Below are 20530 nucleotides of genomic sequence, written 5' to 3'. Positions count from 1 at the left end.
ATTTGTTTCATTACAAGGAAAAATAGGGTATACTCTCTTTAAGAGTTCAACTCTAGGAGTTAGTGGAGAGATAGGAGAGTGAAACGTGCTGTGAACACATTGCCTCTTTTGCAAGAAATAAATGTGGATAAGAAAAAGAAGAAAATAACAAATGAGCAGCTGGCAGATATCCTGGATGTATCAAAAGGATTCATAAGCCAAATTTTCAGTGGGACGAGTCGAATTACGTTTATCGATTTTATAGAGATGATCCGGTACATATACCAGGATGAAGAAAGAGAACGTCATCTGATTTTCGAATTTTGTGCAGCTACTTCTAAACCATTAAACTTATGTGTAGCTATGGAATTTGCAAGTGTTCAAAGAGAATATGATTTGTTAAATTTTTTAGTGCAAAAAGGTTTGACCCATCGTAATGCAATGGTTAAAGAATGTGCGACATTTTATGATTATTTGTACAGACGATCAAGAGGAAAACTCACAGGAAATGAACTATGGAAAGCGATCTTGAAGGAGAAAAAGAAGCCTAGCTTCGCAGAGATGAAAACTTTATATTCTTTAATTCTCATGTATTCGTTTGTAGATATGAGGGAATACAACAGTTTACTAAAAATTTCTCCTGAAGAGCATCTTGATGAAGAAGATGAAAAGAAACAAAAAAGTATAAATAACGAATACATTACAGGGGCGTATGATTTACGGATTAAAGAGTTACAAATCATTGCACATCTTATGAATAATAATGTGCCAACAATGAGAAAACTCGCGTTGGAATGTATTACTCCGGAGTTAATAAATGATTTCCCTACATTCACAGCATCTATCTACCACTATTTAGGGCAATCATTTTTACATGAGGATGTAAACCAAGCGGTCAAATGGGTTGAAAAAGCAATAGACCTGTTAGAGTCATATAAAACAGAAAAATTCGAACGAAATATAAAAGAATTCAACAATACTTTGGATTTTATCAAGATTGAAGCAGGAATTGATTTACATACTATAGTTCCAAGAACAATGGCTGAAATGGCCCACATGTACGTTAAGCTAGGCAGGGATGATGAAGCTATAAAAATACTAAATCAGCGTTTGGCAGAATGTAAGGATGAAGCGTCAGTTCCGTATATGTATTATTACTTAGGATTGGCCACGCAGAATAAGGAGTATTTCGAAAAATCTAGCATACTCTTTGAGCAACATGGTAATAAGTTCTATGCGGAGCTTCCGAAGAAGTGGCTAAAGGATTCGTAAAGAAAATATTTACAAAAACGTTTTAAATATGAAATTATAATGTTACAATAAGAATATATTCTAACGACTTGGGGCACTAATAAACACTGAAATTTAAGGAGGTATGACATGAAAAAAATAGCATCACTTATTTTAGCCGCGGTTATTACACTTGGGGTAATTCCAACAAATGATACTGCTAAATCTGCTGCAAAACAGTCAGTGAAGGCAGAAAATATCGTACTTTATAGTAATGAAGCTGGACCTGGCGGAGGCGCTGGTTGATACATAAATTATTCTGATGATGACACCGTAATTTAGCGGTGTCATTACGTGTTTTTATGGGGATTTAGCAATTATAAAAATATGAAAAACACTAAACTTTTAATGGATGTAGGGGGATAAAAATGAATGATTTTCTATATATATTAAAAGAACACCAGGAGAAAAGTACACCTGAAGATGGGGTGAATTTACGAAACGTTATGAAGGAAAGTGTTGTGGAAGGTATTTTACCAGAAGCGCTTTTATCAGCAATCGAAGACGTAATAAAAAAACCTGCATAAGCGGGTTTTTTTATTTGCCTATATTCAGTTGGGATGTCAGAGAGAATAAAAAAATATAGTTTTTTGGAATAAAAGTTTTGCAGGTTCATATAGTAGGGATAGGAGAGAAAAACCGGTAGGAATAATATATGGGTTGTAAACAGTAGTCTACTTCCGGAAACGTGGTTGGTTTATATAAACTACGAAAGGAAGGGATTATATGGTGCAAAATTTTCAAGTTTGGAATGAGGGGCCAACCCCAAGTTTTACTGCAAGACAGGTGATTAAAGAGCTGAACAGACTAGGCAGAGAGGTGTATTCTGTAGAAGGTCCTGCGCAAGAGTTCCGAGTAGGTCGATTATGGTTAGATACAGCATATTTTTTCGATTATTTAAAAGTAAATTATGAAATTGATGGACCGGATCACCTTAAACCTGAACGTATAAAAAAAGATAAACGTCGGGACGCATTTTTAAAAGCACGAGGTTGGATTGTCGTACGAATCTCTTATAAGTTTGTGGATGAAAAAGGAGCAACAGCTGTCGCAGAGTGGATCTTGGATGACCTGAACAAACGTATCATCGATGTGTTGATGAAAAAATGTAAATAAAAAAGCGCTCATGATGAGCGCTTTTTTATTTTTCTATATTATATATAATGTAATTATTGAATATTAATAGGTGTTATTAGGTGTCATTAAATTTCAATGGTTTTATTTAGGTATAGATTGAAAATATCCATTTATTATATTAGCTATTTGTATTCTTTGAGTTTCGGTTAGTTTATGGCCATCCCAATTTAGGTCCATTTTAGTTAACATTGCTTTTAGATCATCGTTCATATTTTCTTCGACGTCTGAGCATCCACATAAGTAATTGGGTGTGGTATGTAAGATTTCTGATAATTTTACTATAGTTTTTGGTGGTGGGGTCCTATGTCCCTGTTCATATCCTGTATACGTACTTCTGGCTACGTCTATATATTCTATTATTTGTTCTACCTTCAAATCGTGTTTTTTCCGCAAATATCTTAGTCGTATAGGATCAAATCCATCCTCTGCTCCAATTCTTAATTTGTTTTCATTAGTTGTTATATCATCGGAACTGAGAGAGAAAATGTTTTTATCTATATTTTGTTTGCCCACGTCCATATCTCCTTTCATGCCCACATATTCTCCAATCTATTTCTTATTATGAAGACTTTGTTCTCTAATTGCAACATTTCAAAGAATGATGAATAGAAAAAATATGCATTTTTTCATAAAGTGGTTGTTAAATTTTAGAAGGGGCGGTATAATCAAATAGAAAAATGTTGCTTATAGCGTACAAAATGGCGAGGTGATTCAATGGACGATAAATATGAAAAGTACTATGTCAGGACAGCTCGCAAGCAAAAGGGATTGAAACAACGAGAGGTAGCTTCTGAATTAGGTATATCAAGGAGCTATTATGCAACTTTAGAGACTAAATTAAGGGTTCCGAGCTTAAAAGTAGCATTGGCTATTTCAGAGCTTCTGGATATAGATGTTAAATTTTTTTTGGACTAAAATGTTTCTTAAAGAATACATTTGAAAAAAGCACATACTAGAGGTGATTAATTTGCGGAAAGCAACATTAAATCAACTGTATCAGATTATACGATTTGAATCTTGTGGGATTAGATTGAAGCGATCAGCTATTAAAGAACTGGAAAGAAGGGAACAGCATGTACGATGCGATTGAATGGGAAGTTACTGATTATATCCCTGAGTCTGATCTGAAAGGTGGGTTCCTGGATGACGAGGGAAGAAATGATTATCCTGCTTTCTTTGAATAGTAACTACAGTGAACAGTATTTGAATTCATGTACTGATGAACAATTAACAACTTTGTATGACGATAAATTTAATCATGGTAAGTAGGTGGTGAAATGGTGAAAAGAGCAACGAATTATGCAAATCGAGGGAAGTCTTTAGAAATCGCAATTGAAACTGCGAATGCGCAATACGATGCCAGGGAAGTTGCGTTGATCGATAAAGTAGCAACTCCAGTTAAAGTGAAGAAATTAGATCAGCGTGGGCAGATAGAAAGTGGTTGGTATGACCATAAAAGTACCGTGGATTATAAAGGAATAACTAATGGAGTGTCAATCGCGTTCGATGCGAAAAGCACGACGAATAAAATGAATTTTCCACTGAAAAACATAAAAAGTCACCAAGTAACATATTTACGGAAACACCAACAACAAAAAGGAATTAGCTTTATGTTAGTTGAGTTTTCAGTTCATCAAGAACACTACATATTAATGTTTGACCAATTGGCGGAATGGTGGGCGGAAGCAGTACAAGGAGGAAGGAAAAGTATCCCTTATCAATTCTTTGTAGATAATTGCATCCGATGTGGGCCAGGAAGAGGAATCGCGTTGGATTACCTTGCTGCACTACCACAAGTTAATTAGGGGGAAATCGCATGATTGCTCAAGGGGATCGGGTTTATGTAGAAGATTTGCTTTTTAGTGGCTGGGGATCAGTAGATTTTGTAATACCAGGCGAAATGTTTGGTATTCAATTGCGAATGGAGCAGCCGGATTCCGATGGCCATTATATACACCGAGTAGGAATGGAACATATAAAACAGAGTCCTAATGTGGAAATGGCTGCCGCGCAAATTGATTTGCAAGATGAAGCAGTTGTAATAGCAGAAAGTACGATTAATACTCTCAATTTGAGGATAGGGCAAAAGTACTTATTGAGTAAAAGTAAATATGCACATAGCGAATCCAGTAAAAATTGCTATGTGTATCGAGTCAGTGATGGAAAGTTTTTGGGATGCCAGCCGCAAAGAAGTTTTATAGAATGGCGGTGGTTTGATGGTGATGTTTCAACGGTATTAGATGAAGCAGCAATGTGTTCACCATCAGTTGAAGTAGAAATTGTACCTAAAATTGAAAAAGCCGAACAACTATCTCTGTTTGATTGTTAAACCTGGTGAGATGGTGATGAAGTGAAGAATATAAAAATTAATCATAGAAGAGAGAGATTAACATGCAAGCAACAGGCATTGTAAGAAAAATTGATAACTTAGGACGTTTTGTACTTCCTATTGAAATCCGTCGTTCACAAATCATTGTAGACGGTGATCCAATCGAAATTTATAGAAATGAAAATACAGTGGTTTTAAGAAAACAAAAATCTAAGGGCGTTACTAGGAAAGTAGATCATTTAGGGCGTGTAACCATACCTAAGGAACTCCGTCGAGTTTTGGAAATCAGTGAAGGGGATCCGGTAGAAGTGTTTACTAATAAAGATGAAATCATTCTGAAGAAATATAAAGCATCATATGCATGCGCGGTTACTGGTGAAATTAATTACGAGAATATTTCTCTAGCTGGCGGGAAAGTGGTATTAAGCCCAAAAGCTTTAAAAGGTATCGCAAAAGAGATGAAACAATTAGGACTGACAGTATAAGTAGGTGAGCCGCTATGAGTAAACAACTCAATATATTCGATGTAGAACCAGAAATCGTAAAGTTTGATATACGTAAGGCTCATGTGAAGCAATCGAAAGGAAAAGTGAGTTTTGCAGATGTTGTAGCGAAAATACCGAAGAATGCTAAAGATGCAGAAGAACTTCCTAAAAAAACTACTCCGGATTATAGATTTGATCTATTTATGGATTATGTAATGGCATTATGGCGATACCAACGATCTAAGGTGAAAAATTTTAGTTGGGAAGCAGCGGAAGAATTATGTAAGAAAATGCGTGACAAAGGTAAAGCGGTGAGATTGCGTATTTATTTTGACAGTGGATTTAAACCGTTGACGGTAGATAAATATTTGAGATAACGAGAGGGGCAACGAAAATGGCAAAGTTTGAATTTAAACAAGAGGTTAAATGCAATTGCGGGTGTGATCGTGTGTTAGGGATTGTGCTAGGGAAAATGAAATCGCCTGGTATGTGGGCTATTGCAGAAGAAAATGGGATAGCATTCGTGAATGAGAAAAAAATGGTTGGAGTAGATAGTGAAGTTAAGGGTCCTGCTGCAGAAACTGTGAAAATCCCGAAAGAAATTGCAGCTATTTTAGATTTAAAAGAATACTCTAGTTCGCCAAATGGTATGTGGGAAGTATTAGATAAACATGCGCACAAGTTATTTGAAACACCGTGGTTATTCGAAAAAGGGAATCTTATCAAATTAGCAAGAGCAATCGAAGACGGATATGAAGTTGAGGAACCTGAAATCAAGAAAGGTGATTATGTTGTTTTCGAAAATAAGCAGGTGAAATGGATTGCTAAGTGTTGTGGGATTAAAGAGAAGAAACTGCAATTTGAATACGCTATAGAGTTTAAATTAGGGAAATATGATTATGATAATGGCGGCGAGGTACCGATGTATATGTTTGATGTAAGAATTGCGACAGAAGAAGAGGTTAAAGAGTTTCGACGTGCTGCAGCATTCATAAAAAATAACAGAAAATTAAATCAATTTAAGCCGTATGACATAGCGACAGACAAAAACGGTTCATTGGTTCGAGTGGAAAAAGAGTCAGATGCGAATGGAGAGGTAATTGTTTTTTACGGGAATGAGGAAGATGAATATTTAGCTGTTTCTCGACCTGCAGCAGAACTTACTCTTCGATATATAGCGGAAGACAGAGTTGATTTGGAGGACTAATGGACAAGCAATGCATCATAGATCAGCTGATTGATAAAGGGGTTTTTAAACAAGGAAGACGCCAGCTCTGGGAATTACACATTTCGGAGTTGGTTCTCCTATTGAAAGAAAATGAATCGAAAAAGAAAGGGGATATGTAAGTGGATGTACAGTATCGCTATCGGTTATCGATTGAACTAAAAGGAAAACAACATAGCATGGAGGTTTCTGCTTATTCAGAGGCACAAGCGATATCCATGTACTACAAAGAATTTAAGCTTAACAAAACTAACATGCTATTTGCAGATTTTAAAAGAATCACAAACTGCGAATGTTTGGGATTAGATAACTTGGAGCAGTTTTATTGCAAGGAAAAAAACTTTTTAAGAATGTGTAAGTTCAGAAAAGTAGAATTTGCTCGTATGGGAATGAGAGTACAAATAGCTGGGAAGATGGCTACGATCGTCGGGAATCATAAATCTGATTTGCTAGTAATATACGATGGTTTTTCTTATGAATCGAAAGCAGATCCACGTTGGCAAATTGTTTATTTTGATGAAGCGGGAGCAGTCGTTAAGGATTTTCGCAAAGGAAAAGGGGAATTTGCGGTATGTATCCATTCATAGTCGATTATGAAATACCACCAATGCAAGGTGTTCTGAGTGTTGATGTGAACGCAAAAGATAAATATGAAGCTCGCTATATAGTAAGTAGCTTTTTAACGCCTGGAGCGAAAATAAAAGGAGTAAGGAGTGTGGAATAGATGGATATTAAAAAATTATTCTTAATGCAAAAAAGCTTTGATGCACGAGTTTTAGAAGAGAAAAATCTCACTTGGGAAGAAACATTCCAATCAAGAATACTAGCTTTTATTGATGAAGTAGCGGAATGCATGAAGGAATGGCGAGGGTTTAAGTTTTGGAGTAACGATACTACACCAAGAACATTTGTTAGAGAAGATTGTCCTACTTGTGCTGAAAAAGGATATACACGAGGAAATCCACCTACTGATGAAAACTTAGGTACACATGGATTAGGTAACCACTGGTACCATTGCGAAAAGTGCGCAGGTCATCTTGTTATCGATAAAAATCCACTGCTTGAAGAATATGTTGATGGTCTTCATTTTGCGATTAGCTTATGTATTCACACGGGAGCAAAAATATATTTACCTGCAGCAATATATTGTGAAGATGTAACGGAACAATTTTTAGAAATATATGCACTTGCAAGCAAATTGAAAGATGATCCTACAGAATATAATGCGGATGTGCTGCTATGCCATTACTTAGGATTAGGTGAAATGCTAGGTTTCGAATTAGAACAGATTGAGCGTGCTTATATAGAAAAAAATCAAGTGAATCATGATCGGCAGGATAACGGTTATTAATTAAAGTCGCGTTTATAAAATAAGGGACAAATGATGGAGAGGATGGAAGGGCATGAAAAATACACTTGGAGATTTGAACAATCACTTATTTGCACAATTAGAGCGTCTTAGTGATGAAGAAGTAGTTGGTGAGCAATTAGTAGAAGAAATAAATCGGGCGAAAACGGTAGCTTACATCGCAACTCAAATTATTGCTAACGGGGCATTAGTTTTAAAAGCGAATACGACATATGATAATCGTTTAAATGCCAATAATAAGACGCCTAAAATATTGGAGGCTAAGTGATGGGGCACCAGTATACGATTAAGCAGAAAATGTTTATAGAGGAACACGTTGCTGGAAGAACTAGTGGCGAATTAACAAGGATGGTTAATGAACATTTTGGCATCGAATTAACGATAGAACAAATTAGAGGTTTTAAAAAACGCTTCAAATTAAAAAGTGGTCTAAATACACGTTTTGCAAAAGGGAATATTCCTTTTAATAAAGGGAAAAAAGGTTGTGGTGGATGGGAACCTACACAATTCAAAAAAGGACATACACCTCATAACCATAAACCTGTAGGTACTGAACGAGTCAATAGTGATGGTTATGTAGATATGAAAATTGCAGATCCAAATAAATGGCGAGCTAAGCATTTAATTATTTGGGAAGAGGTTAATGGTCCTCTTCCTAAAGGGCACGCTGTAATATTCGGTGATAAAAATAGACGTAATTTTAATTTGGATAACTTGATATTAGTGAGTCATAAACAACTAGGTTCATTGAATGCTCGAGGTTTAATTCAAGATAATGCGGATTTAACGAGGGTGGGTGTTGTGATAGCAGATATCCATCAAGCCGTAAATGATCGAAAAAAGGCCAAGTCATAAATGGTATAAAAAGTGCCTTAGAGAAACTCAAGAAATTTCTCAAATAGAAATGTCTTGAGTTTGAAATTGAACTTCACAAAAAGTATCTAAGTTATTCAAGATAACTTAGATGAAATGTTTGATTATAGATTGAGTGACATTTTGCATAGTATTAGCGGTGTCATTAAGGCTAGAATTATCAACAATTTTATAAGTTAAATCTTTAGAATATCCGAAATTAATAGTGTGGGATTCTTCAAATAAATTGTTATTAGAGTCCTTGTATGTAATTTTCACATCAACTATATCATCCATTTCGGACGGTACGGTAGTCATAAATTTTTGGTTTGGTGCTATGAGACTATTAATGATTGAGTCGATCGTGCCATTGCGCCCGAGCTTCGGCAAATTCTTATTAAACTCAATATTAATAATTCGTGCACCTGATTTACCAAAATTTTTAATAACAAAGTATTTTGCTTGAAAACCTGTATCGATTGCAGATACAAAACAGGTGACATAAGGTCGATTTGCCTCTTCGATAGATTTTCGAGTTAACTTTAATGATTTTAATGCTATCCAAATGGATGTAATAGCAACAAATGTTGAAACGACTATTCCGAATATTTGTATCCAATCTGAAATCTTCATAAGTATCACCTCCTCCCTATGAGGAATTATATCAGGATTTAGTCGAGAAGCTATTCAAAACTGTATTGATGTGAAGTGCATGAATCCTATGGTTATTGGAGAGGTAAAATATATCAAATGCAGGGCTCAACATGTTAAAAGAAGGAAAGATTCCTACAAAGTGGTCTAAGGCATTTAAAAAAGGTACAAGAGTTTCCTTTGATTTTGCAAAAACACAAGAGCAAATGGACAAAGCTGAAGAAGAGTTCAAGTCGTATATAAAAATGGTAAACGAAGCATATGATTTGGATTTGGTGATAACTGAGAGCTGAACAAAAACGCTATTGGAATAGAAAGGAGCATAGTCGATGTGTACTTACTGGAAAGATGCCGTTAAAGAGTTTTTTGAAAAACAAGCACGAAATCGAAATAAAAGAGCAGCTAAAAAGAAATAACTATTTTCATAATATAAAAGCCACTATCTTAATAGAAAGGTTGATAGGTATGAATAGAATTATAGGAGTTATTTCAAGAGGACTTAATAACCTTACGAAAAATATAAAAGCAATTGTTAACACCGTGTCGCAACCTAAAGATAAAGCAAATGGGGGAATATATACAGGAACTAGTCCAGTTACTATAGGTGAAGCAGGAACAGATCATGTAATTTCTAAAAGTAGCAAATTATTTTCTGATTTTGAAAAAGAAGTAGCGCAGAAAAGAAACGTACCCGAGGAACTATACCAGAACTATGTAAAAGTTGTAAAAGAAGCAGTAGAAAATACTATGCGCTCTATAGAGTCTAAGGGCAATTACTCTATTAATCGTCAATTATCTATTAATAAAAAGAAGACGCAGCAGAGGAATTGGAGTAAGTGGAAGCGGAGAAACCGATAATGGTCCTTTTTTACAGAGGGTCCAAGTCGACACGTCAATTAGGTCCAATGCGTTTTGCGAAAGATATAGATAGATTGCCTAGCAAGTTAATTGAGTACAAGCTAAGTGATGAAGAATTACAGAAAATCAAAAAAGAGCGGCCAACTCATACAAAAGCAGATTATGAAAGATTAATTGCAGCAGGACATAGCGCAAGCAGTATTAGAGAGATGTGGGGATGGGACCATAGGCAATTAGAGTTATTTAAGAAAAGATACGGTATTAAAAGAAAGTACAGCAGGACTACGTAAATAAAAATTCGTAAGGGGAAGAGGTAAGCTGTATGAAACCAGGAGTGATTAATAAAAAGAGAAAAAGAAAGAAAAAGAAACCTCAACAAGAAAAATTAACAGAGCATGATATTAAATACCTCATGGGTGCGTATAATCCACGATATAGCGGGAAAACAATCCATGTAATTAGATAGATATTGAGAAAGGGGCAATATTAGAAATGAGCGTAACTGAGACTGGGAAAATAGGAAGAGTAAGAAAAAAGAAATCAATTTCTTCTATGTTAAAAGAAATTGATAGAGATGCTACAAAAGAAGCAGTAGAGGTAGAACTATATCAATACAAAATGTATATGTATGAGATGGAAGAAGAGAATTTACCCAAGATCACGCCAAGCTATAATATTGCTCCGCCAACGTTTTCGAATTCATTTCACAGTAGCACAGAAGATACTGTCATTCGTAATATGGAGGGAAATGATAAACGTAAAAAATTCATGGGAAGAATAATGCGTGCGGTAAATAGATTAAGTCAAAGAGAACGTACGTTAATTGTGAAAAAATACCTCGATTTTGAGGATTACATAGATAAAGAGATTTACGAAGATTTTTTAGATGTATCAGAGCGCACATTCTATAATATCCAATCAGATGCATTTTATAAATTAGCTGCTAACTTACGATTATTAAAGTATTTGAAAAAAGATTAAAACACTCCAAAATAAGGGGTGTTTTTTATTTACAGTTCAAATGCAGAAAAACGGCAGAAAATATGCTTAAAGAATACATTCTGAATGTGGTATTATGATATTGTAGAGAAAATAACTTAAAAAGACGAACTGTTTGCTACTTGGTTCCCTCCAGAACCTTTGAGGATGTAGGTGTTTTTCGCTTGACTAAGCAACTACATGCCTCTCCATATATCCTTTTAATGAATGTATTCTAAAAGAATATATGGAGGGTGCGTCAGCCCCGTACCCTCAACTCTAGCAATCCCTTTATATTATGCGAGAAGTACGAAAAACAGGTAAGGAGCTTCATAATGGGGCTCCTTTTTCAAAAAGATAGATTTTGTATCCTATTGAGAGTGAGAACGTCCCCTTCTTGCTCTCAAATGTTACAAAATGCCATCTTGTACTATTTTAGAATGCTATTATGTTGGAACGTCGGCCGATATAGTAGTAGGAAATCTCCTTCAGAAATATGTATTAGAACGGAACTATATGGATCAAAAATGGTGGTTGTGGATTGAATGAATTTATGTTTTTCTTGATTTCAAGTCGTTAGGATATAGATTTAATTCATTCACACTTTCACAATTTTGATTTTATAGTAAAAACTCACACAGCCATTTAATTTGTTAAGTTACTTGAACAGAATCTTCAACTAACAGGGAGAGACTTTTGTCTCTCTTTGAGCTAATAGCCAGCCTTCATTTATTTAGTAATAAAGTGCTATTGGTTCAAAGAGGTATAAAATCTCACATAATAATATGAGAAGAAAAGGAGCTCTAAATAATAGGGCTCCTTTTCATGTTTTGTAGGAGGATATGGAATGGATATTAGAAGAATACCAACGGATAAAATTAATCCTGCACCATATAATCCCCGAATTGATTTACAGCCGGGAGATGCAGAATATGAAAAGTTAAAACAGTCAGTTGAGCAATTCGGATATGTACAACCGCTAGTATGGAATGAAAGAACCGGTAATTTAGTTGGAGGACACCAGCGCTTTAAAATTCTTGTAAATGAGATGAAATTAACTGAAGTTGAGGTTTCAGTTGTTAATCTAGATGATACTGAGGAAAAGACCTTAAATATCACACTTAACAAGGTAGAGGGCGAATGGGATGAATATAAGTTAGAGCAATTGCTACAGGATCTAGCAGAAGCAGGAGCGGACTTGCAAATCACTGGTTTTGATGAAAATGAACTTGCAGAACTTCTTAAAATAGATGCTGCAGCAGAGACAGAGTTTGGTGAAGCTAAAGTGCGTGAAAATCAGGAATTAAATTTAGACGATTATTCGGAAAATAATTTCGATCATACTTGTCCTAAATGCGGATTCCATTTTGATTAAGAGGTGGAATAATGAAAAGGGAGTACGATTGGAAGTTAGCGGATTTACAATTCATTCCGAAGAATAGTCTAAATGTATTTAGTTGTTTTGCATGTGGTGGTGGCTCCACTATGGGTTATAAATTAGCAGGGTGTACAGTGCTAGGTAATTGTGATATAGATCCTCAAATGGTTGAACTATATCGGAATAATCATAAGCCGCGCTATTCGTATTGTATGGATATTAGAGAGTTTAAAGATATCCCTAATAAGGAACTGCCTGCAGAACTATTTAATTTAGATATATTAGATGGTTCACCGCCGTGTTCTTCATTTTCTACTGCAGGTGTAAGAGAAGAAGCCTGGGGAGTTAAGAAAGCTTTTCGAGAGGGACAAGCGAAACAAGTGCTAGACGATCTATTCTTTGAATTTATTGAAGTAGCAGAGAAATTAAAGCCTAAGGTCATTGTTGCAGAGAATGTAACGGGAATGATTATAGGAAAAGCAAAAGGGTACGTAAAAGAAGTTATTCAAGGATTTAAGGATATTGGATATGATGTACAACTGTTTAAATTGAATGCAGCAACTATGGGTGTTCCTCAAAGGAGAGAACGCATATTCTTCATTGCGCGTCGACGAGAATTAAATTTACCTGATCTAAAATTATCATTCAATGAAGTACCTATTCCATATGGGGATATACGTAGCGGAAAAGGTAATCCTATAAATCCTAAAACAAAGACGTACCGCAGATGGTTAAAACGAACGCCGTCTGATAAAAATATGGGGGATATTTCAAAACGTATTGAGGGGAAAGATTCTAATTTTAATACGGTATTTGTAAAGAATCATGAAGTGCCATCTACATTAACAGCTGGCGGGATTAATATTCGTTATGATGAACCGTTTCAAATATCTGTAGCAGATATTATTAAAATACAGTCATTCCCAAGGGATTATGATTTTGGTGATGTTAATCCTCAATATGTATGTGGTATGAGTGTCCCACCAGTAATGACTAAGAAAATAGCGGAACAAATTTATATACAATGGTTTAAAAATAAAGAGGAGTAAACGGATCGCACCCGAATACTCCTCTTTTTCATGTACAAAGGAACAATCCCTTGTAGAGAGATAGTGGATATTACGTGGCCACGTTTTTGGTTGACCACTATCTCGACTTCTATCATAAACAGAAGCGGGGATTGTTTCAATGAAAAACACTAAACATTTTATTTCAGAAGATGCAGATAAGGTATTGCTGCAGTCACAATTAGAGGACTATGAAGCAGAGCAAGAAAATCGTGAAAAGTATAAAAAGGTAGTTCAATCTGCTATTGCTCAGTGGTATAAGTGCCTACGTGATGGAAGTATAGAATTTAAGTCCGTAAGTGATTTAGAACGGCTTTTAGAATTGGAACAGAAACTACGAAATGAAGACCTATAATTTGAGGGTCAGGCAATAAGTCATGCATATTCTTTAAGGTGAATTTAATAAAACAAACTCAAACTCGAATTCTGGTGAGGAGGTGGTGAGATGAGAGATGGCTAGAAAAAGAGATCCTAGACGGGATCAAGCTAAAAAAATATGGATTAACAATGAAAAAAGCGGTAACGAAAATAAATTAGTAGATATTGCAAAACAAATCGGAATACCTGCTAATACCATTCGAAAATGGAAATCTCAAGATAATTGGGAAGAAGAATTAGAGAATGAACTAAAAGGGAACGCTCCTAAATCAAAAGAGAGCGCTCCTATTAGTAAAAGGAACGCTCCTAAATCAAAAGGGGCCCAACCAGGTAATAAAAATGCCGTGGGCAACAAGGGCGGTCCTGGTGCTAAACTAGGTAATAAAAATGCTATTGGTAACAAAGGTGGCGCTGCTCCATTACGTAATTCTAATGCGGTTAAAACGGGAGAATATCGCAGTTTGTGGCAAGATGCTTTAGATGAAGAAGAGAGGCAGCTGCTTCAAATTGAAGAAATAGATCCTATACAGGAACTTATCGATGCGATTCAGCTGTATACGTATCGCGAGATGTTCATCATGAAACGTATAAAAGCAATACGCGAAGGATTGACTCCTGTTCAAAGAAGAATCGTAAAAGAGCGTACACCTGTCAAAAGGCAGATACAAGTTGAGGATTTGCCAAGTGGTGAATATAAAACGATGACTGTTAAAGAATTCGAAATGGTAGAGCAATCTATAGAAGAAACTGAAGGCGATCAAATAGCTGCTGTCTTAGCACATGAAGAAGCCTTGACTCGTATTCAAGATAAAAAGCTAAAAGCAGTTGAGAAATTAGATGCTCTAGCTAATACGACGCCACGAAAATTAGAAATTGAAGAAAGAAAGCTCGCTATTTTAGAAGAAAAGTGGGAAAAGGAAAAAGGCAGCGCAGGAAATCAACAACAACAAACGAAAGCGTGGGCAGGAAGCTTGGAAAGTATATTTGCCAAAAGAAAAGCGAAAAGGAAAGAATCCTAATCGCTTAATCACGGTCTCTATACAATGCTTCAATAGCATTCTGCTTATCTTCTGGTCTAACGCTACGGTAACGAGTAATCATGGCCGGGCTTTCATGACCAGTTAAAGTTTGTATGGTTTTATCATCGATACCAGCATCAACAAGATCAGTAACAAATGTATGTCTGAATTGGTGAGGATTTACACCGTACTTATTACAGATATGCTGCACTGTTCTTTTGCTAATGCGTGTTTGCCTGTTACTAAGGAATAAAGCATCTGCTGTACTCTCTCTAGATTTTAAATAATCAGAGATGGCATACCGTGCTTCCTTATGTAATGGTATGATGCGTTCTTTATTACCCTTACCTTGTCGAACTCGAATAGTACCTTGTCTTTCAGAAAAACTAATATCGTCTCTATCGAGTGCTACAATTTCTGCAACTCGTATACCTGCATATACACAAGTTAGAAGAATGGCCTTATCACGTTTGTTTCTGCTACGGTCTACTTCTCGCATGATGCGGAGTACTTCTTTTCTTTCTAATGCAACAGGAGCTTCACGATATAAGTTAGGTGCTTTAACTATACGAATATCTTTAATGCAATCTGTTTTCTTAGCAAACTGAGAGAATGATCTGATTGCAGCGTAATGGCCATTAACGGTAGCTGCACTTTTCTTTTGTGAAGTAAGGTCATCTAAATATTGCTGAACATCCGAACGAGAAAAATTATATAGATCAGTTTCAACTGCTCCTAGCCATTTTTCAAAGTGAAGCAGCTTGTAACGGTAGCCGCGAATTGTTTCGGGGCTTTTTCCATGTTCTTTTTCGTTATCGATAAATGAATCTAGTATATGCATAAAAACACTCCTTTTAATTACACGCAATATTTTATGGTAGATAAATGCAGGTATATGATTGGTAAACCTGCATTGTTATGTCAGCTATTATCTACATTATAGCGTGTAATATAAATTACACGCAATTATTATTTTTATTTTGTGAGGGAGGTTTGTAAAATGATTACAACAGAAACCACTCATTCTTTAATTGAACATTACTATGAAAAGGTAAAATGTTTTGTAATGCAGTCAGAAACAACCTCACTTTATAAAATAGATCGAGAGTTTCAAGTCGGTTATGTGGTAGCAGCGTTCATTATTGATCGTTTAGAGAATGATGGTGTGATTTCTCCGTATGAAACGTGTATGCCTAGAAAAGTATTGATGAGGTGCAATAATGAAGAAAAAACGATATAAACATAAACGAAGAGTTATGAATCTATATTGTGTAACCAACGGGTTTATGGGATATGCTGCAGTACATGTATATGTAATTGCAGAAAATGAGCATAGAGCAAAAAAGCTTGCTGAATCGGAATTTAAAGAGGAATCTAGGAATGAAGATTATGAATCAGAGCTAAAGTTTTATGAACAGCGCGGTTGGTGTACAGATCATTTAAAAAAATACAACCATGATGAGAGTTATTGGAAGAGGTTAAATGTTGAACTTGTAGCAGAAGACACAAGACAAGAATTTGTTAGTGGTGTAATGGATTGATAGTATGGCAGTTTCCTATGATGTAGAAACAGAGGAAGATGTACTTCAAGATATAATTACACAACTGCTAGAAATATATGTAGATGATCCGGTGGCATTTGTAGAGGATATCCTTGAAGTAGAACCTGATCCTTGGCAAAAAGAAGTACTTAATGATATAGCGAACCATTCGCATGTTAGCGTACGGTCTGGCCAAGGGGTAGGGAAAACTGCAATGGAGTCCTGGATCTGTATTTGGTTCCTTTGCTGCAGACCATATCCAAAAATAATCTGTACTGCTCCAACAAAACAACAGTTATACGATGTGCTATGGGCAGAGATTGCGAAATGGCTTAATAGTTCTCAAGTGAAAGACTTGCTAAAGTGGACGAAAACCAAGATTTATATGAAAGGCTTTGAAGATCGTTGGTTTGCTACTGCAAAGACTGCTACTCGTCCTGAAAATATGCAAGGTTTCCATGAAGATTATATGCTATTTATTGCAGATGAAGCTTCTGGTATAGCCGATGACATTATGGAAGCCATTCTTGGTACATTATCCGGTGCAGAGAATAAACTTTTTATGTGTGGAAACCCGACTAAAACAAGTGGGGTCTTTTTTGATTCTCATAATAAAGACAGAGCATTATATAAATCTCACAAAGTATCTAGTGAAGATTCTCCTCGAACGAGTAAAAAGAACATTGAAATGCTCAAACAAAAATACGGGGAAGGTTCAGATGTATACCGCGTTCGTGTAGAGGGCGAATTTCCTCGAGGTGAAGCAGATGCATTTATTTCATTAGAAACTGCAGAGGCAGCACGTATGCGAGAAGTATATAAAGTTGAAATTATTGAAAATGAAGAAGAAGAATCGACGATAAAAGAAATTATTCCCGATACCGCGGTCATAGAAATCGGATGCGACGTTGCTCGTTTTGGATCTGATGAAACGATTATTGCAACAAGAAGAGGGTGGAAAGTGCTGCCGCTACAAGTACATCATAAAAGGGATACGATGTATGTTACTGGATTACTTATAAAAGAAGCAAAGCAATATTTCTCCTGGTGCGAACGAACAGGGAAACGTATTCCAATACGAATAGATGATACAGGAGTGGGTGGCGGTGTTACAGACCGTTTAAGAGAAGTTGTAGCAGAAAATAATTATCCAATCGATGTAATACCTATTAATTTTGCATCTAAAGGTAATGCGGAATATGCATGTATTATCAGCGTTATGTACGGTCATTTCAAGGATAGTTGTATAGAGTTCGTAGCTTTTCCAGATGATGAGGATTTGATTGCTCAATTATCTGTTCGTAAATATCAAATTAATAGTGATGGTCGTATAAAAATAGAACCTAAAAAGGCGATGAAAGATAGGGGATTAAAATCTCCTGATAGAGCAGAAGCAGTAGTAATGGCATTTGCTCCATTCTATCCAAAAGAAAGAGATCGTTCAAAACGTCCTCAAAGAAAACGGAAAGGAAGGGAGGGTAAATAATAATGAGTAAAGTAAGAGCGACGGTAGTTAAGGTTGATGGTGTAACCTCTACCACTAAACAAATATATGATGATGCTTTTAGTGGAATGTATGATACGGATGGGATTATACAGCCACCACACAATATTAAAGAGCTTAAAAAAATATCAGAGTACTCTAGTATTCTGCAGCAGTGTATAGAAGCAATGACAACTAATATAGCGTGTTTCGGATTTACACCGGAATATTCTTTTGATTATCGAGCGGCCAAAACAGAAATTCAAAAGAAAGCAGATATAGAGTGGGAAAAACTTAAATTCTTTTTAAAATACCTTAGTTTTGAAGAAACTCCTGAAACTATTATATCTTGGGCGTTAGCTGACAGAGAAAAGGCAGGAGCAGGATATATAGAAGTACTACGGAACGGAAAAGGAGAACCTTGCTCTGCTATATATATGGAATGTGAGGATGTCCGGGTAACGAAGTACACTACTCCTGTAGAGGTTATGTTCGTTGTGATGCGTGATAATCAACCTGTAAAGGTAAAGATGCCTAAGAAATTTAGGAAGTTTGTCCAATTACGAAATGGAAATAAAACATTTTTTAAAGAGTTTGGTGATCCGCGCTTTATGAATTCACAAACAGGTGAATTCACGAGTGAACATAATGGGGATGATGAAGCGACTGAGGTTTTACAACTGAAGATAGGTCCAACTCCATATGGAAAACCTAGATATTTAGGGAACCTTATTTCTTTGTACGGTGCCAGGAAAGCAGAAGAATTGAATTATTATTACTTCAAACAAGGTAGACATGTACCTGCTGCTATCGTTGTAGAAAACGGCCAATTAACTGATGAATCTTATGCTGCTGTAGAAAATTATATGAACGAGATTCAAGGGGTGGAGAACTCTCATAAATTCCTTCTACTTGAAGCAGAGGGAATTGACCAGGAGAAAATGCGCGGTGAAGAAGACATAACTCCTGTAAAAGTGCAAATAAAGTCATTAGCAGAGATGTTGCAGCAAGATGCTTTATTCTTGGAATATGATACAAAAACGCGCGATAAGTTACGTTCGTCCTTCCGATTACCACCGCTTTATACTGGAGAATCCCAGGATTATAATAAGTCAACTGCTCAAACTGCAAAGCAAGTGACAGAGGAACAAGTATTTGTACCTCAAAGAAATGTAGTAGCAGGTAAGTTAACAACATTGTTCTGCCAGGCACTAGATATACATTATGTATCTATATCCTTGAAAGGACCAACGTCTAGTGATCCACTTGAAAAAGCGAAAGCTCTTGCACCATTTATCACTAATGGTTCACTTACGCCTAATGATCCACGGGATCTAGTGGGTGAGATTTTAGGGAAAGAATTAGAACCTCTTACGTATGAAGGGGCAGATGAAAAGCCGTTGCAATTGATTGTAGGGGCTAATAAAGGTGCAATCCCGATGAATAACCCTGTTAATCCTGAATTACCCGTGAATCCAATTGTAAAGTCATTAGATGGTGATGTAGTGACTTTATTAAAGGATTTACGTGATACGTTGGAGGATGTGAGAGATAAGTGGAATCGTTAGAGCGTGCCTTACAATCGCTGAATCTAATTATAAAATCGGCAACTGATAATAATGATATTGCAGATGATTTACCAGAGGATATGCCAGGTGCAGATAATCTACAGGATTTCATTGAAGAATACGAAAAGAAATTAGCTAAACTGCTGCGGAAGCAACTGAAATATTACAATAAAGCTATAAGTGAATATGGAGCAGGAGAGGATATTGTTTCAGAGGATATCCTTATACTTTTTGAAGACGATCTATTTGTAAACGATACGTTTGAAAGTGATATGGCTGATTTGTCTAATGAAGTTTTGATTTCAATTATTATCGCCTTATGTGGAATTATTATGGAAGCTATTGATCCTGACATTCTATTTGAAGAACTATCGGAACAAACTGAAGCTGATGTAAATGCCTGGGGAGTACAATTAGCTGCATTACTCTTTCTGGTTACTAGAAATGGGATATTAGGGGCGGTTACTGCTGCTATAACAGGTAGTTTAACACTTACTGCTCTATCCACTGCTATACAGGATTTATGGGCATTCAGCAGAAGCAGGGCTACTACTATAGCAAAGAATGAAGTACTAATTGCATTAAGTATTGCTCAACAAGAAAGTTACGGCCAAAGTCCTGCTGTTACTGGGAAGTTGTGGGTACATACAAATCGGCAAGAAGGAGATCCAAGAGCGAACCATGTGCAAATGGATGGTATTGAAATTGCCGTGGATGAAGAATTTGAGATTATTGATTCTGATGAAACCTGTATGTATCCAAGAGAACCTAAACTATCTGCAGGTGAGAAGATAAATTGCAATTGTGTTGTGTTTCCTGTTGTTGATGGGGAAACATTACGATTAAGCCAAGAAGATAAAGAAGCGCTGCGGCAGGAGTATCTTGCTGAGAGGAGATTAAAATCATGACCAATTATCAAAAAAAATTTCTAACAGGCGTGGGG

General features: G+C 36.1%; 33 protein-coding genes. 30 read left to right on the top strand and 3 right to left on the bottom strand.

What is annotated here, in order from left to right; genetic code table 11:
* Positions 1-78: 78 nt before the first annotated feature.
* The 4 genes from FOT98_RS08990 (at position 79) to FOT98_RS08985 (ending at position 2385) form a co-directional block, all read left to right on the top strand.
* On the top strand, positions 79-1251 hold the full coding sequence (locus FOT98_RS08990) for an AimR family lysis-lysogeny pheromone receptor (RefSeq protein ID WP_144291034.1): 1173 nt from the start codon (positions 79-81) through the stop codon (positions 1249-1251).
* 108 nt (positions 1252-1359) lie between these two features.
* Positions 1360-1515 carry a hypothetical protein gene (locus FOT98_RS32300; RefSeq protein ID WP_186292103.1) on the top strand — a complete coding sequence of 52 codons (156 nt, stop codon included), beginning with the start codon at positions 1360-1362 and terminating at the stop codon, positions 1513-1515.
* Positions 1516-1637: 122 nt separating this feature from the next.
* Positions 1638-1796, top strand: coding sequence for a hypothetical protein (locus tag FOT98_RS32295; RefSeq protein ID WP_186292102.1), 159 nt, complete (start codon positions 1638-1640; stop codon positions 1794-1796).
* A gap of 199 nt (positions 1797-1995) precedes the next feature.
* Positions 1996-2385: a DUF559 domain-containing protein gene (locus FOT98_RS08985; protein ID WP_144291033.1), complete on the top strand. Its 390-nt coding sequence runs from the start codon at positions 1996-1998 to the stop codon at positions 2383-2385.
* A 102-nt stretch (positions 2386-2487) separates the two neighbouring features.
* Here FOT98_RS08985 and FOT98_RS08980 read toward each other — a convergent pair whose 3' ends face one another.
* Positions 2488-2925 (bottom strand): helix-turn-helix domain-containing protein, encoded by a 438-nt coding sequence (locus FOT98_RS08980; RefSeq protein ID WP_186292106.1) that lies wholly within the window; start codon positions 2923-2925, stop codon positions 2488-2490.
* A 195-nt stretch (positions 2926-3120) separates the two neighbouring features.
* Between FOT98_RS08980 and FOT98_RS08975 the strand changes: the two genes are divergently transcribed.
* The 12 genes from FOT98_RS08975 to FOT98_RS08925 all read left to right on the top strand — a co-directional run bounded on the left by FOT98_RS08975 (position 3121) and on the right by FOT98_RS08925 (position 8669).
* Entirely contained in the window at positions 3121-3321 is a 201-nt protein-coding gene (locus tag FOT98_RS08975; RefSeq protein ID WP_144291031.1) for a helix-turn-helix domain-containing protein, read from the top strand.
* Positions 3322-3683: 362 nt separating this feature from the next.
* The gene (locus tag FOT98_RS08970; RefSeq protein WP_144291030.1) at positions 3684-4211 is read left to right on the top strand and encodes a Holliday junction resolvase RecU; all 528 of its coding nucleotides are present in this window, start codon (positions 3684-3686) and stop codon (positions 4209-4211) included.
* 11 nt (positions 4212-4222) lie between these two features.
* Positions 4223-4735, top strand: coding sequence for a hypothetical protein (locus FOT98_RS08965; RefSeq protein ID WP_144291029.1), 513 nt, complete (start codon positions 4223-4225; stop codon positions 4733-4735).
* 62 nt (positions 4736-4797) lie between these two features.
* Positions 4798-5220: an AbrB/MazE/SpoVT family DNA-binding domain-containing protein gene (locus FOT98_RS08960; protein WP_144291028.1), complete on the top strand. Its 423-nt coding sequence runs from the start codon at positions 4798-4800 to the stop codon at positions 5218-5220.
* 14 nt (positions 5221-5234) lie between these two features.
* On the top strand, positions 5235-5597 hold the full coding sequence (locus tag FOT98_RS08955; protein WP_144291027.1) for a cell division protein SepF: 363 nt from the start codon (positions 5235-5237) through the stop codon (positions 5595-5597).
* A 17-nt stretch (positions 5598-5614) separates the two neighbouring features.
* A complete protein-coding gene (locus FOT98_RS08950; RefSeq protein WP_144291026.1) occupies positions 5615-6427 on the top strand; it encodes a hypothetical protein in 813 nt (270 codons plus the stop codon).
* Positions 6427-6567: a Fur-regulated basic protein FbpA gene (locus FOT98_RS08945; protein WP_144291025.1), complete on the top strand. Its 141-nt coding sequence runs from the start codon at positions 6427-6429 to the stop codon at positions 6565-6567. Before FOT98_RS08950 ends, FOT98_RS08945 begins: the two co-directional genes overlap by 1 nt.
* Complete coding sequence (locus FOT98_RS08940; protein ID WP_260850957.1) at positions 6568-7032, top strand: hypothetical protein; 465 nt, start codon at positions 6568-6570, stop codon at positions 7030-7032.
* Complete coding sequence (locus tag FOT98_RS32290; protein WP_186292101.1) at positions 7017-7169, top strand: hypothetical protein; 153 nt, start codon at positions 7017-7019, stop codon at positions 7167-7169. The genes FOT98_RS08940 and FOT98_RS32290 overlap by 16 nt, the downstream gene beginning before the upstream one ends.
* A complete protein-coding gene (locus FOT98_RS08935; RefSeq protein ID WP_144291024.1) occupies positions 7170-7796 on the top strand; it encodes a dUTP diphosphatase in 627 nt (208 codons plus the stop codon). It abuts the gene before it with no gap.
* 52 nt (positions 7797-7848) lie between these two features.
* Entirely contained in the window at positions 7849-8082 is a 234-nt protein-coding gene (locus FOT98_RS08930) for a hypothetical protein (protein ID WP_144291023.1), read from the top strand.
* Positions 8082-8669: an HNH endonuclease signature motif containing protein gene (locus FOT98_RS08925; RefSeq protein ID WP_144291022.1), complete on the top strand. Its 588-nt coding sequence runs from the start codon at positions 8082-8084 to the stop codon at positions 8667-8669. Before FOT98_RS08930 ends, FOT98_RS08925 begins: the two co-directional genes overlap by 1 nt.
* Positions 8670-8774: 105 nt before the next feature.
* Here FOT98_RS08925 and FOT98_RS08920 read toward each other — a convergent pair whose 3' ends face one another.
* Positions 8775-9299: a hypothetical protein gene (locus FOT98_RS08920; RefSeq protein WP_144291021.1), complete on the bottom strand. Its 525-nt coding sequence runs from the start codon at positions 9297-9299 to the stop codon at positions 8775-8777.
* A 131-nt stretch (positions 9300-9430) separates the two neighbouring features.
* On the opposite strand from FOT98_RS08920, the gene FOT98_RS08915 reads away from it, so the two are divergent.
* The 9 genes from FOT98_RS08915 (at position 9431) to terS (ending at position 14995) form a co-directional block, all read left to right on the top strand.
* Complete coding sequence (locus tag FOT98_RS08915; RefSeq protein WP_144291020.1) at positions 9431-9610, top strand: hypothetical protein; 180 nt, start codon at positions 9431-9433, stop codon at positions 9608-9610.
* Positions 9611-9782: 172 nt separating this feature from the next.
* Positions 9783-10175, top strand: a complete 393-nt coding sequence (locus FOT98_RS08910) for a hypothetical protein (RefSeq protein ID WP_144291019.1) — start codon at positions 9783-9785, stop codon at positions 10173-10175.
* Positions 10175-10465 carry a hypothetical protein gene (locus FOT98_RS08905; protein WP_260850956.1) on the top strand — a complete coding sequence of 97 codons (291 nt, stop codon included), beginning with the start codon at positions 10175-10177 and terminating at the stop codon, positions 10463-10465. Before FOT98_RS08910 ends, FOT98_RS08905 begins: the two co-directional genes overlap by 1 nt.
* A gap of 32 nt (positions 10466-10497) precedes the next feature.
* A complete protein-coding gene (locus FOT98_RS32285; protein ID WP_186292100.1) occupies positions 10498-10641 on the top strand; it encodes a hypothetical protein in 144 nt (47 codons plus the stop codon).
* A gap of 26 nt (positions 10642-10667) precedes the next feature.
* Complete coding sequence (locus FOT98_RS08900) at positions 10668-11156, top strand: ArpU family phage packaging/lysis transcriptional regulator (RefSeq protein ID WP_144291018.1); 489 nt, start codon at positions 10668-10670, stop codon at positions 11154-11156.
* Positions 11157-12000: 844 nt separating this feature from the next.
* Positions 12001-12528, top strand: coding sequence for a ParB N-terminal domain-containing protein (locus tag FOT98_RS08895; RefSeq protein WP_144291017.1), 528 nt, complete (start codon positions 12001-12003; stop codon positions 12526-12528).
* Positions 12529-12539: 11 nt separating this feature from the next.
* Positions 12540-13580, top strand: a complete 1041-nt coding sequence (locus FOT98_RS08890; RefSeq protein ID WP_144291016.1) for a DNA cytosine methyltransferase — start codon at positions 12540-12542, stop codon at positions 13578-13580.
* Between the two features lie 139 nt (positions 13581-13719).
* The gene (locus tag FOT98_RS08885) at positions 13720-13953 is read left to right on the top strand and encodes a hypothetical protein (protein ID WP_144291015.1); all 234 of its coding nucleotides are present in this window, start codon (positions 13720-13722) and stop codon (positions 13951-13953) included.
* Positions 13954-14050: 97 nt separating this feature from the next.
* Positions 14051-14995, top strand: a complete 945-nt coding sequence (gene terS / locus FOT98_RS08880; RefSeq protein WP_144291014.1) for a phage terminase small subunit — start codon at positions 14051-14053, stop codon at positions 14993-14995.
* Between the two features lie 4 nt (positions 14996-14999).
* Here terS and FOT98_RS08875 read toward each other — a convergent pair whose 3' ends face one another.
* Entirely contained in the window at positions 15000-15836 is an 837-nt protein-coding gene (locus FOT98_RS08875) for a tyrosine-type recombinase/integrase (RefSeq protein WP_144291013.1), read from the bottom strand.
* 159 nt (positions 15837-15995) lie between these two features.
* On the opposite strand from FOT98_RS08875, the gene FOT98_RS08870 reads away from it, so the two are divergent.
* The 5 genes from FOT98_RS08870 to FOT98_RS08850 are packed head-to-tail and all read left to right on the top strand — an operon-like array spanning position 15996 to position 20495.
* A complete protein-coding gene (locus FOT98_RS08870; protein ID WP_144291012.1) occupies positions 15996-16235 on the top strand; it encodes a DNA translocase FtsK in 240 nt (79 codons plus the stop codon).
* Complete coding sequence (locus tag FOT98_RS08865; protein ID WP_144291011.1) at positions 16216-16536, top strand: hypothetical protein; 321 nt, start codon at positions 16216-16218, stop codon at positions 16534-16536. The genes FOT98_RS08870 and FOT98_RS08865 overlap by 20 nt, the downstream gene beginning before the upstream one ends.
* Positions 16537-16540: 4 nt before the next feature.
* Complete coding sequence (locus FOT98_RS08860) at positions 16541-18022, top strand: DEAD/DEAH box helicase family protein (protein WP_144291010.1); 1482 nt, start codon at positions 16541-16543, stop codon at positions 18020-18022.
* A 2-nt stretch (positions 18023-18024) separates the two neighbouring features.
* Positions 18025-19587, top strand: coding sequence for a phage portal protein (locus FOT98_RS08855; RefSeq protein ID WP_144291009.1), 1563 nt, complete (start codon positions 18025-18027; stop codon positions 19585-19587).
* Positions 19575-20495, top strand: a complete 921-nt coding sequence (locus tag FOT98_RS08850) for a phage minor head protein (protein WP_186292099.1) — start codon at positions 19575-19577, stop codon at positions 20493-20495. Before FOT98_RS08855 ends, FOT98_RS08850 begins: the two co-directional genes overlap by 13 nt.
* The last annotated feature ends 35 nt before the right edge of the window (positions 20496-20530 follow it).

Origin of the sequence: Bacillus sp. HY001 (genome assembly GCF_007558965.1) — a bacterium.
Lineage (GTDB): Bacteria > Bacillota > Bacilli > Bacillales > Bacillaceae_G > Bacillus_A > Bacillus_A mobilis.
Note: the sequence above shows the minus strand (reverse complement) of the source record. Positions and strands in the feature narration are given on the sequence as shown.